This window comes from Streptomyces shaanxiensis (assembly GCF_039537145.1).
Classification (GTDB): Bacteria; Actinomycetota; Actinomycetes; order Streptomycetales; family Streptomycetaceae; genus Streptomyces; species Streptomyces shaanxiensis.
Genome location: NZ_BAAAZY010000003.1, coordinates 330,960 through 351,586, shown reverse-complemented (window position 1 = coordinate 351,586; position 20,627 = coordinate 330,960). Strand labels below are relative to the sequence as shown.

The following is a 20,627-nucleotide window of genomic DNA, read 5'->3' as shown; positions in this document are numbered from 1 at the left end:
GACGGGCACGGCTCACGTGGCGGGGTCGCGCAGTTCCTCGATGAGGCTCGACAGGCTGTCGGAGCCGTGGCCGCGCGCGACCCGGCGTTCTATGAGGGCCTGGACGGGAAGCAGCAGTTCCGGGCTGACGCCCTGGGAGTGGGAGGCGCTCACCAGGTGCGCGATGGCTTCCTTGTTGACGTTGAGCGTGGAGATCTCCGTGGCGTACTGCTTGTGGTCCACCTCTTCCGCGAGCCTGGGCAGGAAGGGCACGGCCACGTGGTTGAGCCAGCCGGTGGCGTACGGCAGGAAGGCTTCGGCGGTGACGCCTTCGCTGCCGACGAGGGCCAGGGCGTGGATGTTGCCGGCCACGGTCGACCAGAGGATGCCGAGCAGGGCCACGTCGTAGAGCGAGGGCAGACCGGTGTCCTCGCCGAGGAAGGTGGTCGCGCCGCCCAGGACGCGCAGGGTCTGCTCGTGGTCGGCGTACGCCCTGGACGAGCCGCCGTAGAAGATGAGCGCCTGGGGCTGTCCGACCAGCGGCGGGATCGCCATGATCGCGCCGTCGAGGTACTCGATGCCGTGCTGTGCCGCCCAGGCGGCCGTGTTGCGGGCCTCTTCGGGTGTGCTCGACGTCAGGTTGACCAGGACGCGGCCCTTGAGGTTCTCGGTCTCGGGTTCGAGGACCTGGTGCACGGCCTCGTCGTTGGAGAGGCAGACGATCACGAGGGCGGCGTCCGAGACGGCCTCGCCGACGGTGGCGGCTCCGGTGGCGCCCCGGGCGGTGAGCTGCTCGGCCTTGTGGGGCGAACGGTTCCACACGGTGGTCGGGTGGCCCTGGCCGAGGAACGCGTCGGCCAGGGCCGTTCCCATCATGCCCAGACCGATCACGGTGACCGCGGTGCCGGCGGTCGGGGCGGTGTTCGTGCTCATACTCGGAGTCCTCCGGCACAGCCGAGGGGCGGGGGCTGTGCGTGGTCGATGCGACGGTTCCTGGGGGTGCCCTCCGGCCGTGCCGGACGGCGCGGCAGCCGGACGGCCTTACAGCAGCGGCGTGTCGGGGTCGAGGCCGAGCAGGACCCGCCCGTGCAGTTCGAGGTTGGTGCTCAGCAGCAGGAAGCCGTGCAGGGAGAAGCCCTCGACGTCCCGGAAGAAGCGCTGCAGGGGGACACTGCGCTGGATGACCGAGGCGCCGCTGGTCCGGTAGAGGATCTCGACGGCTTCCTTGGCGAGTTGCACGGCGTAGGCGCCCTGGCCCCGGATGGCGGCCTTCTCCTCCAGCGTCGGCTGCTCACCGGCGTCGGCGCGGTCCTGAAGGACCTTCAGCCACCCGGCCTCGAGGGCCTTCGCGGCAGCGATCTTGTTGGCGGCCTCGGCCACCCGGATCTGGGTCAGCGGGTGCTCGGCCTGGTTCTCCCAGGAGGTGTAGGCGATGGCACGGCCGGGGATCCGCTCCAGGAACAGCTCCAGCGCACCCTGGGCGGTGCCGAGGAAGGTCGCCACGGTCTCGGCCATCACGAAGGCGAAGAGCCCGTAGTTGCGGCCGTTCGCACCGGTGTTGGTGCGGTCGGGGGTGACGTTGTAGATCGCCTCGCCGAAGTCGACGACCCGGTGGGCGGGTACGAACACGTCCTTCGCCGTGCTGGTCGAGCTGCCGGTGCCGGAGGCGGCGGAGGTGTGCCAGTCGTCGGCGATGGTGAACTCCGACATGGGCACGATGGCGATGACCTCGGCGTGCGTGCCGTCGGGGTTCTCCAGGACGGTGGCCGCGATGTTCCAGTCGGCGCCGCGGCAACCGGTGTTGAAGCGCCAGCTGCCGTTGAGGAGGTAGCCGCCCTCGGTCGGCGTGAGGCTGCCGGTCGGGGTGAAGCCGCCGGAGACGCGTACGGAGGGCTGCGCGAAGATCTCCTCCTGGGCGCGGTCCGGGAACAGGGTGGCCAGCCAGGTGCTGGAGACCCACACCGAGGCGACCCATCCCGTGGACGGGCAGCCGCGTGCGATCTCCGCCAGGATCCTCGTCTGTTCGGCGACCGGCAGGTCGAGCCCGCCGAAGCGGCCGGGCGTGGCGATGCTGAACACGCCGGCCTTCTCCAGGAGGTCGATGTTCTCCTGCGGGATCCAGCGCTGTTCCTCGGCCTGCTGTCCGTTCTCGCGGAGCTTGGGAACGATCTCCTGGACTGCGTGCACGACGGTGTCGGCGTCGATGGCTGCGGTGGTCACCACGTCTCCTTGTGCTGGTCTGGGTTGAGGGGCCGCGATACGGGCGTCCGTAGGGGTTCGGCGGCACAGCCGCCGTCCCGCGTCCCTCCGCGTCCCGGTGACGGTTTCCGCGTCGCCGGAGTCGGGGTACGTGCACGCTAACGGGGCCTGCCGAACCGCCCGCGCATCGTGCGGTAACCGCCCATCCACTGCGGTCCTGGCGTCAACTGGCGACGGCCGTGGTGGGCACGGAGGCGGGTACGGTGCCCGGGCGGTGGTCGATGCGCAGGCGCAGCGGAAGGGGCGCTTCGGGGCCTGCCGCGCTGAGGATCTGCGCCTGGAGACGCTGGAGTTCCACCGAGGGCGCCAGGCCCAGTTCGCGCTTGAGGATGCGGTAGAGGTTCTGGTAGGCCTGCAGGGCCTCGGCCCGGCGGCCCGCGCGGTGGAGTGCGGTGATGAGCTGCCCGTGGAGCCATTCGTGCAGGGGGTGGCTGTTGACCAGCGACCGCAGCTCGGGGAGGAACTCCCGGTGCCGGCCGAGCCGGAGTTCGGTCTCGGCCCGCAGTTCGAGGGCACGGATCTTGAGCTCTTCCAGCCGCGCCGCCTCTCCGACGAGTACGTCTCCGGCGGGGACGTTGCTGAACACGGGGCCGCGCCACAGGGACATGGCCTGCTTCAGGTCCTCGGCCGCCCGGTGGAGTTCGCCCTCGACGAGTTTGCGCTGGGCCCGCTGGACGAACCGCTCGAAGCGGCTGGCGTCCACCTCCTCGTCCTTGACGTCGATGCGGTAACCGGGCGCCTGGGTGGCCAGCAACTGCCGTCCAGGTGCGGTCACTTGCATGTCGGAGAGCATGCGGCGGGCGTGGTAGACGTGCGTCTGCAGGGTCCGGGTGGCGGCGGCGGGGGCGTCCTCGCCCCACAGCTCCCTGATGAGGGTGCCCGTCGCCACGGCCTCTCGGGGCTGGAGCGCGGTCACGGTGAGGATCTGGCAGAGCTTCGGTGCGTTGGGGGCGAAGGTCCGGTTGTCGTCGGTGACTATTTCGAAGGGGCCGAGAAGACTGATCTGCACTACGGGCACTCCTGGTTCCGGGGCCGTTTGCGGCGGGCGTCGGGACTTGGTGCGGCATTCCCGACAGTAAGAAGATGGTTCGAGTTGAAGCGCCGTCGAGGCGCAGAAAGTGTCAAGTTACCGGACGGTAATCTTGTTTCTGTGTCCGACCTCACACGCCGACGGCGGCGCGCATCGGCCAGGCGGCGATGCAGTGGGCGACCGACGCCAGGGTGACGTGCCGGTGCCAGCCCGGGAAGGAGCGGCCGGCGAAGTCCCTCATGCCGACACTCTCCGAGATCGTGCCGAAGTCCCGCTGCACCACGTCCGGCAGGCGGGTGAGCGCGAGGACGGACGCGAGCGCCGCGGGCGGCGAGTCCGTCAGCCAGAGCCGGCCGTCGGAGCGGCCGTACCGGGTCCGCTCACTCACCAGGAACAGGCCGGCACCCCCGGTCGACGGCGGGACCCGCGGCCCGACAACGGGGATGGCGGCGGCCAGAGTCGGACCATCACCCGGGTTCACCGCCCACCGGAGGCGGGTCAGGGCCTTCACGAGCTCGCCGGCGGGACGCTCCCGGCCCCCGTACATGGGCAGCTCGACGGGGTCCAGGCGCAGTTGCTCGGCCGGATCGACCCGCACGAGGAAGGAGAGGCCCCGGGAGGCGAGATGACGGGCCAGCCCCACGGCGTCGGCGAGCTCCGCGTCCACCACCACCGGGACGCGGGGGACCCCGCCGGCCTCAACGGCGTCGGCCACCAGCCCGCGGACACAGTCGTCGAGAGTGCCCGCGGCGGCCCCCGCCGGGATGCCGGCCCGCTGCCGCAGCGGCTCCCGCATCCAGCGGTCGGAGAGCAGCAGGCGCCAGCCGACGGGGAGGGCACAGCGGCCCGAGGAAAGCCACGCGCCCACGGCACGCTGGCCGTTGACGGCATGCCCCAGCTGCGGCATGTAGTGCTCGTCGACGCCGATCGTGCGGCTGCCGGCCCTTGGGATCATCGTGGGGCTGATCACCCAGGCGAGCGGGTCGAAGGCCTCGTGCACACTTCGGGCGAGGGCGTGACGCACCGGCATCCACTCCCACGAGGACGCGGTGATGAAGTGGTGGACGCTCTGGCGTGCCCCCGCGCCCTCGAACTGCGCGGCGACGTTGCGCAGGGTCTTGCGCCCCGGCTCGACGAGCAGGCCGCAGACGTACTGACGCGCCTTGTGGCGCTGCTCCCTGCGACGCAGGGAGGCGAACAGCAGTGACGCGAACTCACCGCAGAACTGGTGGGCCGACGGGTGCGTCAACGCGCCCCCCGTGCCCGTGGATTGAGACAGCTCTCCGTCCATCGATCCCCCTGTCGCGGATGGCAGCCGTAGCCGCGGCCGCGCCGCGGTCGCCCGCTGATCCCCCTGTCCCACCGCGAAAAGCGGCAGGTGGTCCGGTTCCGGTGCGCACCCGCTCCGAGGCCTCAAGATCGCCTCTGGCCAGGCGAAACATCGGTCACAGGAGGGGTGGGTTCGGCGCTTGCCGGACCGCACGACGGGAGGGCCGGGTCAAGAGGCCCCCAAAAACCGGACGGTAAGCATCTTAGGCAAAGACAAGTTCGAATCCACCCCTTTGAACCGAGGATCACAGGCGCGAGCCGATGACTCGTCGGTGGTCCGGGGGTGGTTGCGAACGGCAGAAACCGATGCTTCGTCCGGTTCTATGGTCCCGTGTCGGCGCCGTCGCCGGCACATGGGCCCGCTCCCACTCGTCAGTCGGGGGAGCGCGCCTCCTTCAGCAGGCGTTCGGCCCGGTACGGGGACGTGTCCAGCCTCGCCAGCACGCCGCTGGAGGCGACGTTGGGAAGGATCAGCGCGAACAGGCTGGAGATCTCCTCGGACAGGGTCCGGCCCGGCAGCACCTCCGTGACCAGCTGCACCCCGGTCCAGGCACCCACGAGCAGCCGCGCCGTCTCGGCGGGATCCACGTGGGGCAGCAACTCCCCCTTCTCCTGCGCCTCGACGAGAAGGGACTGACCCACATCCACCCAGTCCGGCCACCGGGTGCCGAACAGGGCACGCGAGAGCGGGTCGACCGACAGCCGTATCGAGGCGCGCAGCAGGGGCTCGCGGGGAACCCGGTGGGCGAGGAGAAGCGCTATGTCCACCCATTCCTGCAGCTTGAAGGCCTGGGGGCGCACCCCTTCGAGGGTCACGGCCTCGTCCAGCACCGCACGGGCCAGCTGTTCCTTCGTGGTGAAGTGGAAGTAGAGGCCGCCCCGGGTGAGGTCGATGCGCTCCAGGAGGGCGCCGATCGTGGTCGCCTCGTACCCCACCTCGTTGAACAACACCGAGGCCGCCTCGAGGATCGCCCTCCTGGTACGGATCGCTCGTTCCTGTCTCGCCAACGTGGCCTCCAGATGAAATCTTTACTCGTGCTTGAAGTCACATTTACTCAGGCCCAAAAACCGACCGGAAGACCGGTACTTTACAAGTTCAGCTCACTAGCTCCACGCATGGACCTGGGGGAACCTTGCCCAAGCACAGTGAACAGCTCCCGCCTGCCCGCGGGTCGACGGAGAGCCTGGCCGCCTACACCCATCTGCGTCACGGCTCATCGGTGCTCGTCACCGACTGGCACCGAATAACCGACCACAGCTTCGACCTGACCGCCCGTTGGCCGGCCTCCTACGAGAAGTGGCCCTACGACCCTCGCCTCCTGACCCAGACCATCAGGCAGAGCGGGTTGATCGTGGGCCACGCCGAACGGGGGGTACCACTCACCCATCAGACCCTGTTACACCATCTCAACTTCACCATCGCGCCCGGATTCCGAGTGCCGCACGACCAGCGGCCCGAACTGGACGTCGAGGTCGTCGTGAAGGACGGTGCCGGCCCCGGGCACACGGGCAAACCCGCCGGCAACAGCCTGGACCTCGACATCCGCATCGCGTACGAGGGCGAGACCGTGGTCCACGCGGACTCGGTCTTCAGCTGGGTCTCGCCGGCCGCGTACCGGCGGCTGCGCGGAGATCACCTCGACGTCGCCTGGGGACAGTGGCCGGTGCCCGACCCGGTCGAACCGAACGCCGTCTGCCGCCCCACCAAGGACGACGTGGTCCTCGCCGCCACCGACGAGCCGCTGCGTTGGCAGTTGCGCTACGACGTGGACAACCGGCTGCTCTTCGACCATCCCGTCGACCATGTGCCGGGGCTGGCCCTCCTGGAGGCCGCCCAGCAGGCCGCTCACGCCGCGGCGACACCGGCGTGCTTCGAGCCCACCGGAGTCGCGGTCACCTATCAGCAGTACGTCGAGTTCGACCAGCCCTGCTGGATCGTGGCCGAGCCTCCGTCCACACAGGGGCCGGACACGCTCGGCCTCGTCGTCACCGGCATCCAGGGCGAACAGCAGGCCTTCCGGGTCGAGTTCACCGGCCGGGCGGGGTAACCACGGCACGGACACGGCCGGGGCCGGGCGGTGGGGGACACCTGCCCGGCCCCGGCCGGCCGGTCATGTCACTGGTTGACGAAACCTCCGTCCACCGGCACCACGGCGCCGGTGAGGAACGGGCAGCGGTCGCTCAGCAACCATGCGGCCGCCTCCGCGATCTCCTCGGGCGCCGCCGTCCTTCCCTGTGGGGTGAGGGAGTTGACGAGCCCCTCCAGACCGGGGTTGCGCCCGAACCAGTCCGCCGTGATCTCGCTGTGGGTGGTGCCGGGGGCGATGGCGTTCACCCTGATGCCCTGTTTGGCGTACTCGTCGGCAGCGGCCCGTGTGAAGCCCACGACCGCGTGCTTGGAGGCGATGTACGGCGCGGCGGCCGGGATGGCCACAAGTCCCGCGACGCTGCTGTTGTTGACGATGCTGCACCCGCCCTGCCCCTGCCTCAGCATCGCCGCTATCTCATGGCGCAGGCAGTTCCAGAGGCCGCGCACGTTGACGTCCATGATGGCGTCGTACACATCGTCCTGCATGAGGTGCAGCGGGGTGCGGTCGCCGCCCGTTCCGGCATTGTTGAAAGCGGAGTCCAGGCGTCCGTATTCGGCGAGTGCGAAATCCACGGCAGCCGCGGCCTGTTCGTTCACCGACACGTCACTGACGACGGACGCCGCTTGTGCTCCCCCGGCCCGCAGTTCATCCACCAGCGTGTCCAGCCGGTCCTTTCTGCGCGCCGTGAGGACCACGATGGCGCCTTCCCGGACGAAGACACGCGCGGCCGCCGCACCGATTCCACTGCTCGCCCCCGTGACGAGAACTACTTTGTTCAAAAGAAGAGAACTGGTCATGAGCGGATTCTGGCAGACATTCGCCACGGCATTCCGCCGCAGGGCTCGGGTGCGGTCTTCACGCGGAATCCGGAATTGGGGATTCACGCAGCGAACGCCCCAACGCGCGTACGAGCGCGACCCGTTCCCGCGGCGGGGCGAGCGAGTTCCCGGGCTCCATGAGCAGGGTCACGGCGCATTCCAGGAGCACGGTCGACACCACCGCCTCCTGCCGGTCCGGCAGCGTCGGTCGGGGCGGGAACGGAGGGCGGCCCGCCGACTCCGGGACGGGGGCAAGAGCTCGCGTCAGGAGGTCCCGGGCCCGTCGCACCAGTGCGGTGCGCAAGGCCCGGTCGTCACGTTCCCGGGGGCCGAGCACGGTCGGCAGACAGTCCTCGAAACGCCTCAGCACGGCGGCCGCGAAGGGATCGGCCAGGACATCGTCGTTCTGCGCCCTGCGCGGCAGCGTATGTACAACCGACCTGTTCAGGCCCTCGTTGAGGGCGTCGACGAACCATTGGCCGATGGCCGTTTCGGGGACGCTCATGACGCGTCGGCTGATCCGGTCCCCTGGAACGCCCCGTCGAAGAAGAGCAGTCCGGAGCCGTCGGCGCTCTTGCTCGAGTTGATCACGGTCCCGAGGAATATCGAGTGGTCGCCGGAGTCATGGAACTCGGTGAGTTCGCACTCCAGCCAGGCCAGTGCACCGTGCAGCAAAGGGGCTTGGGTGAACTCGCCCGGTTCCCATTCGACTCGGTGGAACTGCTCCGGCCCCAAAGGGCGCCGCTTGTCGGCGAAATGACGGGCCAGCTCCTCCTGGTCCGATCCCAGGACGGAGACGGCGAACCGCTTCTGCGCCAGCAGTGCCTTGTGCATCACCGCGCTGTGGGCCACGCAGCACAGCACCGTGGGCGGGTCGAGCGATACCGAGGTGAAAGCGTTTGCGGTCATTCCGTGGATGTCGTCTCCGCCCACGCTGAGCACGATGACACCGGTGGCGAAGCGCGCCATCGATTCCCGCAGGGATGACGGTGTCATCGGAATCCGGTTGGCAATCTCGTCAGTGGATACAGAAATCATGCCGAACCCTTCAGGAGTCTGATACTCCGAACATAGGGCGGGTAAATCCCTGAACGCTCATTCACAGGTAACCGCCTGCACAGCGGCCCTGTGTCGGTTCAGCCGGCCGCGGGTGTGTAGGCGTCCCCCACCTCGCGCAGCTCACGCGCGGCCGACCGGAGGAACTCCACCAGCTGCCTGCTGGTGGTGGCCTCCTCGGCCCGGCCCAGGGTGAGGGTGGTCGCGTGGCTCTTGCCCCCGGCCCAGGCAGGCCTGCGCAGCAGCAGTTCGGGGCTGGCCGAGACGACCACGAAGAGGGGGACCGGCCCGGCGGACTCGGCCAGTTCCTCCACGACATCCAGGACACGTGTGTCCGCCCGGTGCAGGTCGTCGACGCACAGCACGACCGCCTGGTGCTGTGCCGCCTCCTGGAAGAAGTCCCGCCAGGCGGCCAGGGTCTCGGCCGCGGGCACCGCCGATGCCACGGCGTCGGCCCGAGCATCCAGCAGGGGTATCAGGCAGGACCCGATCCGGCGCGCGGTCCGGTCGGAACGGAACAGGAAGCGCACCTGGGCGTCGAGTGCGGACCGGGCCGACTCCGGGTCGTCGCCGGGCCGGATACCGCAGTAGGCGGCCAGGATCTGCGCCTGGGCCTTCAGAGGGTGCTCGGTGGGCGCGGCCGGGGTACGGCCCGTCAGGACCGTGGCAGCGCCCGGACGGGAGCCCAGCCTGCTCCCGAACTCCCGCAGCAGGCGGCTCTTGCCGGCACCGGACTCCCCCAGCACCGTCACCACGTGCGGTATCCCCCGTTCCCGGCTGCGCTTGGCCAGCCCGCACAGCAGGTCGAGTTCGTACGCCGTTTCCGGGTCCTCCGCGCCGGTCTGCTGCCGCGCCGCCCGGTGTCCGACGGCGAGCCAGTAGGACGGCCGGGCGTCCGCGGGACGGTAGGAGACGGAGTCCTCGGTCGCCCGGCGGACCGTGTCGCTGACCAGCACCTGACCGTCGGTCATGTCGGACAGCAGGCACTGCGACTCGTCCAGCACCGCGCCTACGGCCGTGGGCGCCTCGCCCTTGCCGGAGTACCGCAGCAGCACCTCGCCCGTCATGACCGAGGCACGGACCGACAACGGTGGCGGGCCGGCCTCGCGACCCCCGCGCGCTTCGAGGACATCGCGGATCGCCAGCGCTGCGGGCACGGCCTGGTCCGCGCCCGCGTCGTCCGGGCCGTCGAGCCCGAACAGCGCCTGCGTGACGGAGCCCATCGAGGCCGTCACGGTGCCGCCGTGCCGCTCGACCTGTCCCCGGACCATCGTCACGGCGGCGTCCAGCAGGTCGTCCACGCCGTCACCGGCGCCGTCTCCCAGGGAGGGGGTGAGCCGGGTGCGGACCGACACGACGGTGACGAGGCGGCGCTCCATCCCTGAGTGCTGCGGGGCGGCCTCCGCGCGGGCTTCGGCCGGTGCGCCGGTGCGCTCGGCGGGACGGTGCCCGGTCTCCGGGCGGGACGGCTCGGTGCGTGTCACGCTCGGGCCCACCGGCTCGGAACGGGTTCCCTGACGCGGGACCGTCGTCATGCGTACCGGCTCCGAGCGGGCCGGAGCCGGGTCCAGGGACAGCAGCGGGTCCTGGGTCAGGATGGAGCGTTGCAGCTCCTGGATGGCATGACCGGGTTCCAGACCCAGGTTCTCGATCAGCAGCGACCGCACACGGCTGAACACGTTGAGCGCGTCCGCCTGCCGGCCGCAGCGGTACAGGGCCAGCATCAGCTGACCGCAGGACCGTTCCCGCAGTGGCTCGGCGGCCACCATGGTCTCCAACTCCGCGAGGACCGCGTGGTGACGGCCGCAGCTGAGCTGCGCGTCGAAGTAGTCCTCCGTCACGTCCAGCCGGGTGTTCTGCAGGGAGGCCAGCTCCGGCCACTCGATGCCGGCCTCCACGAGGTCCGCCAGGGCGGAGCCGCGCCACAGGTCCAGCGCGTCGCGCAGCAGCACGGCCGCCTCGGCCGGGGCGCCCTGCGCACGCTTGTCGCGGCCCTCGCCGACCCACCGATGGAACAGGTGCAGGTCCACCTGCTCGGGTGCCACGCGCAGCATGTAGCCGGGCGGCTGGGTCAGCAGGGTCGCGGCGCCAGGGGCGTCGTCCGGCCCGGTGGAGAGGACTCCGCGCAGTCCGTACACCGCGTTCTGCAGGATCTTGCGGGCCGTCGTCGGCGCGTTGTCGTCGGGCCACAGGGCGTTCAGCAGCCGACTCGTCGGTACGACCCGGTTGGCCTGGAGCAGCAGGCAACCCAGCGTGCCCCGCTGTTTGGTTCCTCTCAACTCCACCGGCCTGCCCTCGTGAACGACCTCGAGCGGCCCCAGTACACGAAACTCCATGACTCCCCCATCCGAACGCATCGTCGGCACCGGCCGCCGGGGCACGGTGCGAACACCGCGGCCCAGGACTGCCAGGATCCGGCCACCATGCTGCTGCGCCGCGGTCCAAGCTCACACAAACCTCGGACAAAGCGGCCCTGGTCATGTCAGCAGGGCCGCTTCGGGCCGTGGCGTCACGGACGGGGAGAGCGGAGGTCAGGCGCCCATGAAGCGACCCTCGTCCTGGTCGCGCAGAACGGCGCAGACGTCCTTGAGGGCCGCTTCCAGCTGGGCGATCTCGGCGTCGGTCAGTCCGGCGGACGGCTCCAGGCGCAGCGTGTTGGCGGCGCTGCCGGTCGGGAAGAGACGGACGCCGTGGCCGCGCAGCAGGTACCCGGCCACGGCGTAGCCGAGGAAGCCGGAGCGGGCCAGCCCCTGGATGGTCGCGGCGGTGGACCCCGACTGGTCCTGGAACTCCACGCCCAGCATCAGACCGGCGCCGCGCACGTCCTTGAGGATGTCGGGAAACTCGGCCCTGACCGCGTCGAGCATCGTCCTCAGGCTCCTGCCGCGCTCCTCGACGACGCGGTACAGCCGGCCGTCGTCGGACTCCAGGAGTTCCAGCACCTTGAGCGCGACGAGGCTGGAGAATCCGTCCTTGGCGAAGGTCGAACTGTGGACGAGCTCGAACTCCTTGCGGTAGCGGGACTCCCGGATCAGCGCGACCGACGTCTTGGCGACGCCGCCGCCCAGGCTCTTGGCGAGGGTGTAGTAGTCACCGCGCAGCCCGATGAGCGAGCTGGCGAGGAACGCGCCCGAGCGCCCCATGCCGCTCTGGATCTCGTCGACGACGACGGGGCAGTCGATCGCGTCGCAGGCCTCCCTGACCGCCTCGGCGAACTCCCGGCTGACCACGTTGATGCCGCCCTCCCCCTGAATGGGTTCCAGGACGAAGGCGCAGAAGACGGGGAACTCCCGCTCGACCACGGTGACGGTGCCGTCCTCGACGGCCAGGTCGAGGAGCACGGTCCGCTCGGCGTCGATAGTCTTGCGGATGGCTTCCGGCTGGTCGAGGGGGACGAAGCGGGCCTGCGCGGCCAGCGCCTTGAAGGGCGTACGGAAGGCCTCGTTGTGGGTGAGCTGCACACTGCCCACGAGCTTGCCGTGGAAGGCGCCTTCGGGAGCGAGGAAGAGGGGGGCCCTGGACAGCCGCGGGGCGTTCCAGCGGTCGACGCGGGCGATCAGCTCCTCGATGTCCCGCACCGGGTCACCGGAGTGGTCCGCGTCGCCGAACCTCTCGTGGGCGCCCGCCGCCGGCACGACGAGGCCGTCCCGTACCAGGGCGCGTACCCGCGCGACGTGGTCGTTGATCTCCTCGCTCAGGGCGGCCACCTTGAGCATCCGGTCGAACTCGGCGTGCTTGACGGCCGCCTCGACCGCCTCCGCACCGCTGTTGGCGAAGATCGCGAAGTAGCGCTCGTCGTCGCCCAGTTCGCGGCGCAGTACGGAGTTGAGGGCGGCGGCCAGCCGGTTGGCGTGCGGGGCCCGCGAGAACTGCGCGTGGATCGGGAGCTGTGAGCGGAGCAGGTCCTGGGCGAAGGTCACGATCTCGGGGTGGTTGTGCCCGAGGATCAGCGACCCGAAGCCCCCCACGAAATCGAGTACGGGGACCTCGCGCTGTTCCTCGTCGAGTCGGTAGAGGGTGTTGCCCTCCGCCCGGACGTACTCGACGTCGAGTCCGACGGCGGCCAGCACCTCGGCGAGGTGGGGTTCCGCGAGACCGGCTTCGGAGGCTGTGGCGTTCATGTCGACTCCCTTGGGATCCGGGGGGCGTTGGGCCCCGGCTGTTCGGTTGCGGTGCGGCGGGGCTGCGCGGCCGACGGCGCCGCGCACGACGGAAGTGGGGCACGGCCGTCCGTCCCCGGTCGGCCGTGCCCCACTCGCTCGGCTCGCCGGCCCGTGCCGGCCCTGGAGGTGTCGCTCCGTCCGTCAGACGACGGCGAACCCCTTCTCGTCCTGGCGCCGCAGGACGCCGCACACGGCGCGCAGGGCCGTCTCCAGCTGGGCGATGTCCTCGTCGCCGAGGTAGATGGACGGCTCGAACCGGAACGTGTGCAGGGCGCTCGCGGTGGTGAAGGTACGGATGCCGTGGTTGCGCAGGAGGTAGCCGGCGACGGCGAAGCCGATGTAGCCGTGCTGGGTCTGCTCGCGAATGATCTCGGAGGCGGCCTCCGACTGGTCGTGGAACTCCAGCCCCAGCATCAGGCCCCGGCCGCGCACGTCCTTGACGACGTCGGGGAAGTCGGCGCGGACCGCTTCGAGCATGGTCTTCAGCTTGGCGCCGCGCTCCTCGGCGGCGCGGTACGCCGCCCCGCCGTCCGCCTCCAGCATCTCGATCACCTTGAGGGCGATCAGGGAGGAGAAGCTGTCCTTGCCGAAGGTCGAGCTGTGGATGAGCTCGAAGTCGTTGCGGTAGCGGCCCTCCCGGACGAGCACGACGCCGGTCTTGGCGATACCGCCGGCCAGGCTCTTGGCGAGGATGATGTAGTCGCCGCGCAGCCCGATGTGCGACGCGGCGAAGAAGGCCCCGGAGCGGCCCGTGCCGCACTGGATCTCGTCGGAGACGACCGGGCAGCCCAGCTCGGCGCAGACCTGCTGGATGGTCCGCGCGAACTCCTCGCTGAGCGGACGGATTCCCGCCTCGCCCCGGATGGGCTCCAGGAAGAAGGCACCGAAGACGGGGAAGTCGCGCTCGACGACGCGGACCAGGCCGTCCTCGACGACGAGGTCGAGCACCGCGACGCGCTCGTCGCTGACGATCTTGGCGAGTGCGTCGGGCTGGTCGGCGGGGACGAACCGCGCCTGCGCGGACAGCGACTTGAACGGCAGGCGGAACATCTCGTTGTAGGTGAGCTGGATGCTGCTCGCCAGCTTCCCGTGGAAGGACCCCTCGATGGTGAGGAAGAGCGGCGGGGTCGCCGCCGCCGCCTCGTTGCGCCGCCGGACCTCGGCGACCAGGTCCTCGAGGCCGGCGCCTCCCGCGACACCGGCCAGGTCGTAGGCCTCGGGCGACACCTGCGCGCCCCCGCCGCTCACGGCGTCGCGGGCGGTCGCGATGTTGTCCTCGACGCCGTCGAGGAGTTCCCGCGCGCGCTGCAGCCGGTCGAACTCCGCGTGCTTGATCGCGATTTCGACGGCCTCCGCGCCGGAGTTGCCGAAGAGGGCGTAGTAGGGCTCGTCGGTGTGCAGCTCGCGCGCGATGATCTCGTTCAGCGCGCGGGCGAGGTCGTTGGTGTGCGAGTGCTGTGCCAGCTGGGTGTGCACCGGCACCTTGGCGTCCAGGATCTCCTTGGCACGCTCGGCGATCTCGGAGTTGTTGTGGCCGAGCATCAGGGACCCGAAGCCGCAGGCGAAGTCCACGACCCGGTGCTCGCGGCCCTCTTCGTCGGTGTAGTGGAGAGCGTTGCCCTCGGCTCGGGTGTACTCGACGTCGAGTCCGAACGGAGAGAGCATCTGTCGCACGTTGGCGTCGGCGAGCACGGGCGCGGCGGCTTCAGTCATTTCGTCCCCAGTTTCCTTTTTCCGATGGTGCGTCAGTGGACCTGGGCGCGCGGGACCCTGCCGCGGCGGCGGAAAGCGCGTGCGAGGGGGAGGTCCCGGTGCCTCTGTGAGGCTAGGGGCGGCCTCTCATCGGCCGGTCACTGAGCAGTCTGCGGGCGGTGGGGACCGCCCGGGCAGGTCATCGGGGGTCCGCGGAGAGTCCCTCCTCGGGCGTCAGACCGGTGCCGCGCCGGAACGCGGCCAGATAGGCGTCCTCGTCCAAGTGCTCCCGCACCGCCGCCGTGATCCGGTCGACATCGCCGCGTTCCGCGGGGGGAAGCGGCATGCCCACGGAGTCCCTGGCCGCGTGGGCCGCGCCGAGCAGCAGGGCGGCGTACGCGTGGCGCCCGGCGAGGGCGTGGGCACCCGCCAGGCCCTCCAGAGCCAGCGCCATGACCCGGGCCGGCTCACCGAGGTTCCGCGGCCAGCCCCTCCTCGGGCGTCAGACCGGTGCCGCGCCGGAACGCGGCCAGATAGGCGTCCTCGTCCAGGTGCTCCCGCACCGCCGCCGTGATCCGGTCGACATCGCCGCGTTCGGCGGGGGGAAGCGGCATGCCCACGGAGTCCCTGGCCGCGTGGGCCGCGCCGAGCAGCAGGGCGGCGTACGCGTGGCGCCCGGCGAGGGCGTGGGCACCCGCCAGGCCCTCCAGAGCCAGCGCCATGGCCCGGGCGTCTCCGGTGTTGCGGGCCGAGGTCCAGCCCTCCTGGTGCAGGCTCAGGGCCTGTTCCGCGTCGCCCCGCTGCTCGGCGGCGAAGCCGAGTTCGGCCAGTACGAGCGCACGGCCGGGCTCGAAGGACATCTTGGTCTGCCAGCGCAGCACATGGCGCATGTGGGCCTCGGCGGCGTCGAGCCGTCCTTCGCGACGGGCGCCGAGGCCGAGCCCGACCTCGGCGTGGATCTCCCCCGGCTTGAAGTTGTGCTCGGCGGCCAGGCGAAGCGCCCGCTGGTGGAACTCCCGTGCCCTGGCGTGGTCGCCGGTGAGCATGGCGGTGCTGCCCAGGCTGGTCAGCCGGTCCGCGGCCTCCGGCCACAACCCGAGGTCCTCGGCCATGCGCAGCCCGTCCTGGTGGAGGCGCGCCGCGCGTTCGTAGTCGCCGGCCATCTCGGCCAGCGAGGCGAGCGGTTCGATGGTCTGCAACCGGCCCCAGCCGTCGGCGAGTTCGGCGAAGAGCTCGGCGCTGCGCCGCCCGTCGTGCGCGAGCCGTTCGAGGTCGCCCCGCACATGCGCCTGGTTGGCCCGTACGCTCAGCGCCGCGGCGGTTCCCCAGGTGTCGCCCAGGGCCTGGAACCCTTCGAGTGCCTGGTCGATGAGTTCCTCGCTGGCGGCCTGGTCGCCGACGCCGAACAGGGCGAAGCCGAGGAACCACTGTGCTCCGGCCCGCTCCCGAGGGTCCGTCAGCTCCTGGAACAGCTCCGCCGCGACCCGGCTGTACTGCGTCCGTTCGCTGCCGTCGCCGACGAGCACGGCGAACCCCGCTCGCCACGCCCGGGCCCGCGCCCGCAGGGACGCCACGGTCTCCGAGGCACGGGGGGCCTCGGTCCGCTCCGCCGCGGCGAGCGCCGCCTCCAGCGAGCGGCCCGCCTCGCGGAGCCGGCCGCGCAGGAACCAGTACCAGACCAGCGCGTTGACGAGCCTGAGGACGTCCTCGGCGGCGCCCTGCTGGATCGCGTGGTCGAGCACCCGGCGGATGTTGGCGGCCTCCGCGTCCAGGAGGCGCAGCCGGCGCCCCTGCTCAGGGCCCCGCATCAACGGCGCCGCGCGCTCGGCCAGTTCGATGTAGTACCGGCGGTGGCGCCTCAGTACGTCCTCGCTCTCACCCGCCTCGTCCAGGCGGGCCAGACCGTAGTCCGCGACGGATTCGAGAAGCCGGTAGCGGGGCTCGTCACCGCTGTCGGCCATGACGACCAGGGAGCGGGCGACAAGGCGGGCGAGCAGGTCGAGGACGTCGTCGGGGTGCACCCCTCCCCCGGCGCAGACGGCCTCCGCCGCCTCCAGTGTGCACCCTTCGGCGTGGACGGCGAGGCGGCGCAGCACGGCGCGCTCGGGGCCGGTCAGCAGGTCCCAGCTCCAGTCGATCATCGCCCGGAGCGTCTGCTGACGGGGCGGGGCACCCCGGTATCCGGTGGCGAGGAGCCGGAAGCGGTCGTCGAGGCGGGTGATCAGCCCTCGCACCCCGAGGGCCCGTACCCGGGTGGCGGCCAGCTCGAGGGCCAGGGGGATCCCGTCGAGTCGGCGGCAGATCACCGACACGTCCCGGGCGTTGCCGTCGTCGAGCGTGAAGCCGGGTGCCGTGGCGGCGGCCCGGGCGACGAACAGCTCGACGGCGCTGGAACGGGCCACCTCGTCGAGGCCCGCCTCGCGCGCGGGGTCGGGCACCTCCAGCGGGGGCACCGCCCACACCACCTCGCCGAGGACCCCGAACGGTTCCTGGCTGGTGGCCAGGAGCCGCAGCTCGGGGGAACGCTTCAGCAGCAGCGCCGCGAGTTCGGCGACCGCGTCGACGATGTGCTCGCAGTTGTCGAGGAGCAGCAGCAGCCGTTTGCCGGCGAGCGCCTCGGCCAGGCTCTCGGCGGGTGAGGAAGGTCCGTTCGCACCGCGGGAGGCGGGCCCCGGTTCCTCCCGGATGCCGAGTGCCGTCATCACGGCCTCCGCCACCGGGTCCACCGCGTTCGCGCCGGCGGTACGGCCGAGCGCGGCGAGCTCGACCAGCCAGGCGCCGTCGGGGAAGTCGTCGGCCAGCCGGGCCGCCGTCTCCAGCGCGAGCCTGGTCTTGCCGACACCGCCGGAGCCGGTGAGCGTCACGTGCCGCGCGGTGGCGAACAGGCCCTTGACCTCGGCCACCGCGCCCTCACGGCCGACCAGCTCGGTCAGTGGCGCGGGCAGGTTCGTGGCGGCGCGTCGCCGGGGGGCCGCCACGGCCGTGGAGGGAGCCTCCAGGTCCGCGTCCCGCTCCAGCATCGCCTGGTGCAGGGCGGTGAGTTCGGGGCTGGGGTCCAGGCCCAGTTCGTCGGCGAGACGGGTACGTAGCTCCTGGTAGCAGGCCAGGGCCTCGCTCACCCGGCCGGCCGCGTAGAGCGCGCGCATCTGCAGGGCGCGCAACCGCTCGCGCAGTGGGTGGCGTACGACGAGTTCGTGCAGTTCTCCCGCGACGTCGAGGTGTTCGCCCAGTTCGATCCGGGCCTCGGCGAGCGCTTCGAGGGCGGCGAGGCGGGCCTCTTCGAGGCGGGTGACGACGGGGCGGGCGAACGCGGCGTCCTCGAAGCCGGAGAACGCCTCGCCCCGCCACAGCGCGAGGCCGTCGGAGAGGAGTGCCGCGCGGGTGCGGGCGTCGTCGGCGGTCCGGGCGCGCACGGTCAGGGCCGCGAACCGGTCCATGTCGACGCTCTCGGGTTCCGTACGCAGCAGATAGCCGTCGTCGCGCAGGGTCAGCAGCTCGCGGCCGCCCGCCTCCGCGTCCTCGAACACCTTCCGCAGCTGCCAGATCTTGGTCTGGAGGGCGGCCGAGGGGTTGCCCGGGAGCTCCCGCTCGTCCCACAGCTCGTCGACGAGCCGGTCCGCGGACACCGGGCGGCCCTCGTGCGACAGCAGAGCGGCCAGCAGCGCTCGGGTCTTGAGCCCGGGCACGGTGACGAGGCCGCCGTCCGCCCGCCACACGGCCAGTGGCCCCAGCACTCCGAATCGCATGGGCGTCACGTTAACGCAGCCCCGTGACGTGCCGGGAGTCGACCGTGAGCGGACCGTGAGCGGGCCGTGAGTGCCCCGCCGCAGGCTGGGACACGTCCACCACCGTCGGCAGCCGCCGACCCGGCGCAGGAGCATCCGATGTCAGACAACGGCCCTCTGCGGTTGGCGATCATCATCGGCAGTACGCGCCGGGGTCGCTTCGGTCCCACCGCGGCCCGGTGGTTCACCGGGCACGCCCGCCGGCGCAGGGACTTCGACGTCGACCTGATCGACCTGGCCGACACGAACCTGCCCGACACGCTCGGTGACGAGTGCGAGGAGCTGCCCCCACCCGTGGCGGAGCTGGCTCCTCGGCTCGCGGCCGCCGACGCCTTCGTCGTCGTGACCCCGGAGTACAACCGCAGCTTCCCCGCACCGCTCAAGACCGCCATCGACTGGTACCTGGACGAATGGAAGGCCAAACCGGTCGCGTTCCTGTCCTACGGCGGTCCGTCCGGCGGGCTGCACGCCACCGAGCAACTGCGCAGCGCCTTCACCGAGGTCCACGCGGTCGCGATCCGCGACGGCATCAGCATCCCCAACTACTGGGACGAGTTCGACGCCGACGGCCACTGGCCCAAGACGTCCACGCGTTTCACGGCCGCCGTCAAGACGACGCTCGACCAGCTCACCTGGTGGGCGCGGGTCCTGCACGACGCCCGCGGCACCCGTCCGTACGAGTCCTGACCCCCGGGGTGCCCACGCCGGTGCCCCGCCCCCGTCCCCTGCCCCGGACCACCGGGGTGCAACGACCCACGAACCATGGAGGGTTCCCCCATGACGACAGATACCCAGGCCTCCGCGGACCTCAGGGCCGGCCCACGGGAGTGGCTCGGGCTCTTCGTGCTCACGCTCCCCACGATCCTGCTGGCCCTCGACGCGACCGTGCTGAACCTCGCGGTCCCGCACATCAGCGCGGACCTCAATCCGAGCAGCACCGAACTGCTGTGGACCGTCGACATCTACGGCTTCATGATCGCCGGTTTCCTGGTGACCGCGGGCACGCTGGGTGACCGCATCGGCCGGCGCAAGCTGCTGATGATCGGCGCGCTCGGCTTCGGTCTCGCCTCGGTCCTCGCCGCGACGGCCACCAGCCCGGAGATGCTGATCGCGGCCCGCGCGCTGCTCGGTATCACCGGCGCCACGCTGATGCCGTCGACGCTGGCGCTGATCAGCAACATGTTCCAGGACCCCCGTCAGCGCGGCGTCGCCATCAGTGTGTGGGTGACCTGCTTCTCGGTCGGTATCGCCGTCGGTCCGGTGCTGGGCGGGGCGCTGCTGGAGTGGTTCTGGTGGGGTTCGGTGTTCCTGCTCGCCGTGCCGGTGATGGTGGTGCTCCTGGTGGCGACGCCGCTGCTGCTCCCCGAGTACAAGGACACGGACGCGGGCCGCATCGACCTGGCCAGCGTGGCGCTGTCCCTGGTCACGGTGCTGCCGGTGATCTACGGCATCAAGCGCCTGGCCGAGCACGGGGTCGACGCCGTCGCGATCGGCACCCTCCTGGTCGGTGTGGTCTTCGGCGTGGTCTTCGTGCAGCGTCAGCGCAAGCTGGCCGACCCGCTGCTCGACCTGCGGCTGTTCACGAACCGGGCGTTCACCGCGGCGCTGCTGGTGCTGCTGCTCGGTCTCGGCCTCATGGGCGGGCTGTACCTGTTCATCACGCAGTACCTCCAGTTGGTGGCGGGCCAGTCGCCGATCAAGGCGGGTCTGTGGCTGCTGCCCGCGGCCGGTGCGCTGATCGTGGCGTCGTCGCTGACGCCCGCGATCGCCGCCAAGGTGCGTCCCGGGTTCGTCGTCGGCGGTGCGCTGTTCCTGTCGGTGCTGGGGTACGCCCTGATCGCCATGGTCGACAGCGTCGACGGGCTGCCGCTGCTGGTGACCGGCTTCGTGCTCATCTACACCGGCATCAGCCCGATGATGGTGCTCGGCACGGACCTGGTCGTCGGCTCCGCCCCGCCGGAGAAGGCCGGTTCGGCCGCGGCGATGTCGGAGACGGCCATGGAGTTCGGCATCGGGCTGGGCATCGCCGGACTGGGCAGTGTCGTGACCGCCGTGTACCGGGACGAGATCAGCGGTGCGCTGCCGCAGGACCTCCCGGCGTCGGTCGAGAGCACGGTGCGCGACACCCTCGCGGGCGCCGACGCCGTGTCCGCCTCGGTGAGCCCCGAGCTCCTGGACCAGGCCCGGGAGGCGTTCACCAACGGGCTGAACCTCGCGAGCGGTCTCGCGGGAGCGATCGTCGCGGTGATGGCCATCGCCGCGATGGTGCTGCTGCGGCACGTCCCGGCGGGCGGCGACGAGGAGGCCGCCGACGCCGACGAGACAGGCGTGCCCACGTCGCCGGCGGAACCGGCGACCGCCGGGGAAGGGCGCTGAGGCTCGGCGCGAAGAAGTTCGCGGGGCGGCCCGGTCGATCAACTCGACCG

The 20,627-nt window shown here is 71.2% G+C and carries 16 protein-coding genes; 3 read left to right on the top strand and 13 right to left on the bottom strand.

Annotated elements, in window-relative coordinates; all coding sequences use genetic code 11:
- Positions 1 to 12: 12 nt before the first annotated feature.
- From ABD932_RS03740 to ABD932_RS03720, 5 genes are all read right to left on the bottom strand, one after another.
- Complete coding sequence (locus ABD932_RS03740) at positions 13 to 912, bottom strand: NAD(P)-dependent oxidoreductase (protein WP_345008618.1); 900 nt, start codon at positions 910 to 912, stop codon at positions 13 to 15.
- 108 nt (positions 913 to 1,020) lie between these two features.
- Positions 1,021 to 2,199, bottom strand: a complete 1,179-nt coding sequence (locus ABD932_RS03735) for an acyl-CoA dehydrogenase family protein (RefSeq protein ID WP_345008617.1) — start codon at positions 2,197 to 2,199, stop codon at positions 1,021 to 1,023.
- A 202-nt stretch (positions 2,200 to 2,401) separates the two neighbouring features.
- Complete coding sequence (locus ABD932_RS03730) at positions 2,402 to 3,247, bottom strand: AfsR/SARP family transcriptional regulator (protein WP_345008616.1); 846 nt, start codon at positions 3,245 to 3,247, stop codon at positions 2,402 to 2,404.
- 151 nt (positions 3,248 to 3,398) lie between these two features.
- Positions 3,399 to 4,517: an IS701 family transposase gene (locus ABD932_RS03725; RefSeq protein WP_345008615.1), complete on the bottom strand. Its 1,119-nt coding sequence runs from the start codon at positions 4,515 to 4,517 to the stop codon at positions 3,399 to 3,401.
- Positions 4,518 to 4,969: 452 nt separating this feature from the next.
- Positions 4,970 to 5,605 carry a ScbR family autoregulator-binding transcription factor gene (locus ABD932_RS03720; protein WP_345008614.1) on the bottom strand — a complete coding sequence of 212 codons (636 nt, stop codon included), beginning with the start codon at positions 5,603 to 5,605 and terminating at the stop codon, positions 4,970 to 4,972.
- 125 nt (positions 5,606 to 5,730) lie between these two features.
- Between ABD932_RS03720 and ABD932_RS03715 the strand changes: the two genes are divergently transcribed.
- A complete protein-coding gene (locus ABD932_RS03715) occupies positions 5,731 to 6,645 on the top strand; it encodes a ScbA/BarX family gamma-butyrolactone biosynthesis protein (protein WP_345008613.1) in 915 nt (304 codons plus the stop codon).
- A gap of 68 nt (positions 6,646 to 6,713) precedes the next feature.
- Here the strand turns inward: ABD932_RS03715 and ABD932_RS03710 are convergent, their stop codons facing one another.
- The 8 genes from ABD932_RS03710 to ABD932_RS03675 form a co-directional block, all read right to left on the bottom strand.
- Entirely contained in the window at positions 6,714 to 7,484 is a 771-nt protein-coding gene (locus ABD932_RS03710) for an SDR family oxidoreductase (protein WP_345008612.1), read from the bottom strand.
- Between the two features lie 58 nt (positions 7,485 to 7,542).
- Positions 7,543 to 8,010 (bottom strand): hypothetical protein, encoded by a 468-nt coding sequence (locus tag ABD932_RS03705; protein ID WP_345008611.1) that lies wholly within the window; start codon positions 8,008 to 8,010, stop codon positions 7,543 to 7,545.
- Complete coding sequence (locus ABD932_RS03700) at positions 8,007 to 8,543, bottom strand: flavin reductase family protein (RefSeq protein ID WP_345008610.1); 537 nt, start codon at positions 8,541 to 8,543, stop codon at positions 8,007 to 8,009. Before ABD932_RS03700 ends, ABD932_RS03705 begins: the two co-directional genes overlap by 4 nt.
- A gap of 98 nt (positions 8,544 to 8,641) precedes the next feature.
- Positions 8,642 to 10,897 carry an ATP-binding protein gene (locus ABD932_RS03695; RefSeq protein WP_345008609.1) on the bottom strand — a complete coding sequence of 752 codons (2,256 nt, stop codon included), beginning with the start codon at positions 10,895 to 10,897 and terminating at the stop codon, positions 8,642 to 8,644.
- A 195-nt stretch (positions 10,898 to 11,092) separates the two neighbouring features.
- Positions 11,093 to 12,682, bottom strand: a complete 1,590-nt coding sequence (locus ABD932_RS03690) for an aspartate aminotransferase family protein (protein ID WP_345008608.1) — start codon at positions 12,680 to 12,682, stop codon at positions 11,093 to 11,095.
- Between the two features lie 183 nt (positions 12,683 to 12,865).
- Positions 12,866 to 14,437, bottom strand: coding sequence for an aspartate aminotransferase family protein (locus ABD932_RS03685; protein ID WP_345008607.1), 1,572 nt, complete (start codon positions 14,435 to 14,437; stop codon positions 12,866 to 12,868).
- A gap of 178 nt (positions 14,438 to 14,615) precedes the next feature.
- On the bottom strand, positions 14,616 to 14,870 hold the full coding sequence (locus ABD932_RS03680) for a hypothetical protein (RefSeq protein WP_345008606.1): 255 nt from the start codon (positions 14,868 to 14,870) through the stop codon (positions 14,616 to 14,618).
- A gap of 13 nt (positions 14,871 to 14,883) precedes the next feature.
- Positions 14,884 to 18,162, bottom strand: a complete 3,279-nt coding sequence (locus ABD932_RS03675) for an AfsR/SARP family transcriptional regulator (protein WP_345008605.1) — start codon at positions 18,160 to 18,162, stop codon at positions 14,884 to 14,886.
- Positions 18,163 to 18,300: 138 nt separating this feature from the next.
- Between ABD932_RS03675 and ABD932_RS03670 the strand changes: the two genes are divergently transcribed.
- Entirely contained in the window at positions 18,301 to 18,888 is a 588-nt protein-coding gene (locus tag ABD932_RS03670) for an NADPH-dependent FMN reductase (RefSeq protein WP_345008604.1), read from the top strand.
- A gap of 90 nt (positions 18,889 to 18,978) precedes the next feature.
- Complete coding sequence (locus tag ABD932_RS03665) at positions 18,979 to 20,577, top strand: MFS transporter (RefSeq protein ID WP_345008603.1); 1,599 nt, start codon at positions 18,979 to 18,981, stop codon at positions 20,575 to 20,577.
- Positions 20,578 to 20,627 lie beyond the last annotated feature (50 nt).

Bases quoted from the DNA above. Each gene is read 5' to 3' on its own strand.
- ABD932_RS03740 (WP_345008618.1), bottom strand. From the start codon at position 912: ATGAGCACGAACACCGCCCCGACCGCCGGCACCGCGGTCACCGTGATC.
- ABD932_RS03710 (WP_345008612.1), bottom strand. From the start codon at position 7,484: ATGACCAGTTCTCTTCTTTTGAACAAAGTAGTTCTCGTCACGGGGGCG.
- ABD932_RS03705 (WP_345008611.1), bottom strand. From the start codon at position 8,010: ATGAGCGTCCCCGAAACGGCCATCGGCCAATGGTTCGTCGACGCCCTC.
- ABD932_RS03700 (WP_345008610.1), bottom strand. From the start codon at position 8,543: ATGATTTCTGTATCCACTGACGAGATTGCCAACCGGATTCCGATGACA.
- ABD932_RS03695 (WP_345008609.1), bottom strand. From the start codon at position 10,897: ATGGAGTTTCGTGTACTGGGGCCGCTCGAGGTCGTTCACGAGGGCAGG.
- ABD932_RS03690 (WP_345008608.1), bottom strand. From the start codon at position 12,682: ATGAACGCCACAGCCTCCGAAGCCGGTCTCGCGGAACCCCACCTCGCC.
- ABD932_RS03685 (WP_345008607.1), bottom strand. From the start codon at position 14,437: ATGACTGAAGCCGCCGCGCCCGTGCTCGCCGACGCCAACGTGCGACAG.
- ABD932_RS03680 (WP_345008606.1), bottom strand. From the start codon at position 14,870: ATGGCGCTGGCTCTGGAGGGCCTGGCGGGTGCCCACGCCCTCGCCGGG.
- ABD932_RS03675 (WP_345008605.1), bottom strand. From the start codon at position 18,162: ATGCGATTCGGAGTGCTGGGGCCACTGGCCGTGTGGCGGGCGGACGGC.
- ABD932_RS03670 (WP_345008604.1), top strand. From the start codon at position 18,301: ATGTCAGACAACGGCCCTCTGCGGTTGGCGATCATCATCGGCAGTACG.
- ABD932_RS03665 (WP_345008603.1), top strand. From the start codon at position 18,979: ATGACGACAGATACCCAGGCCTCCGCGGACCTCAGGGCCGGCCCACGG.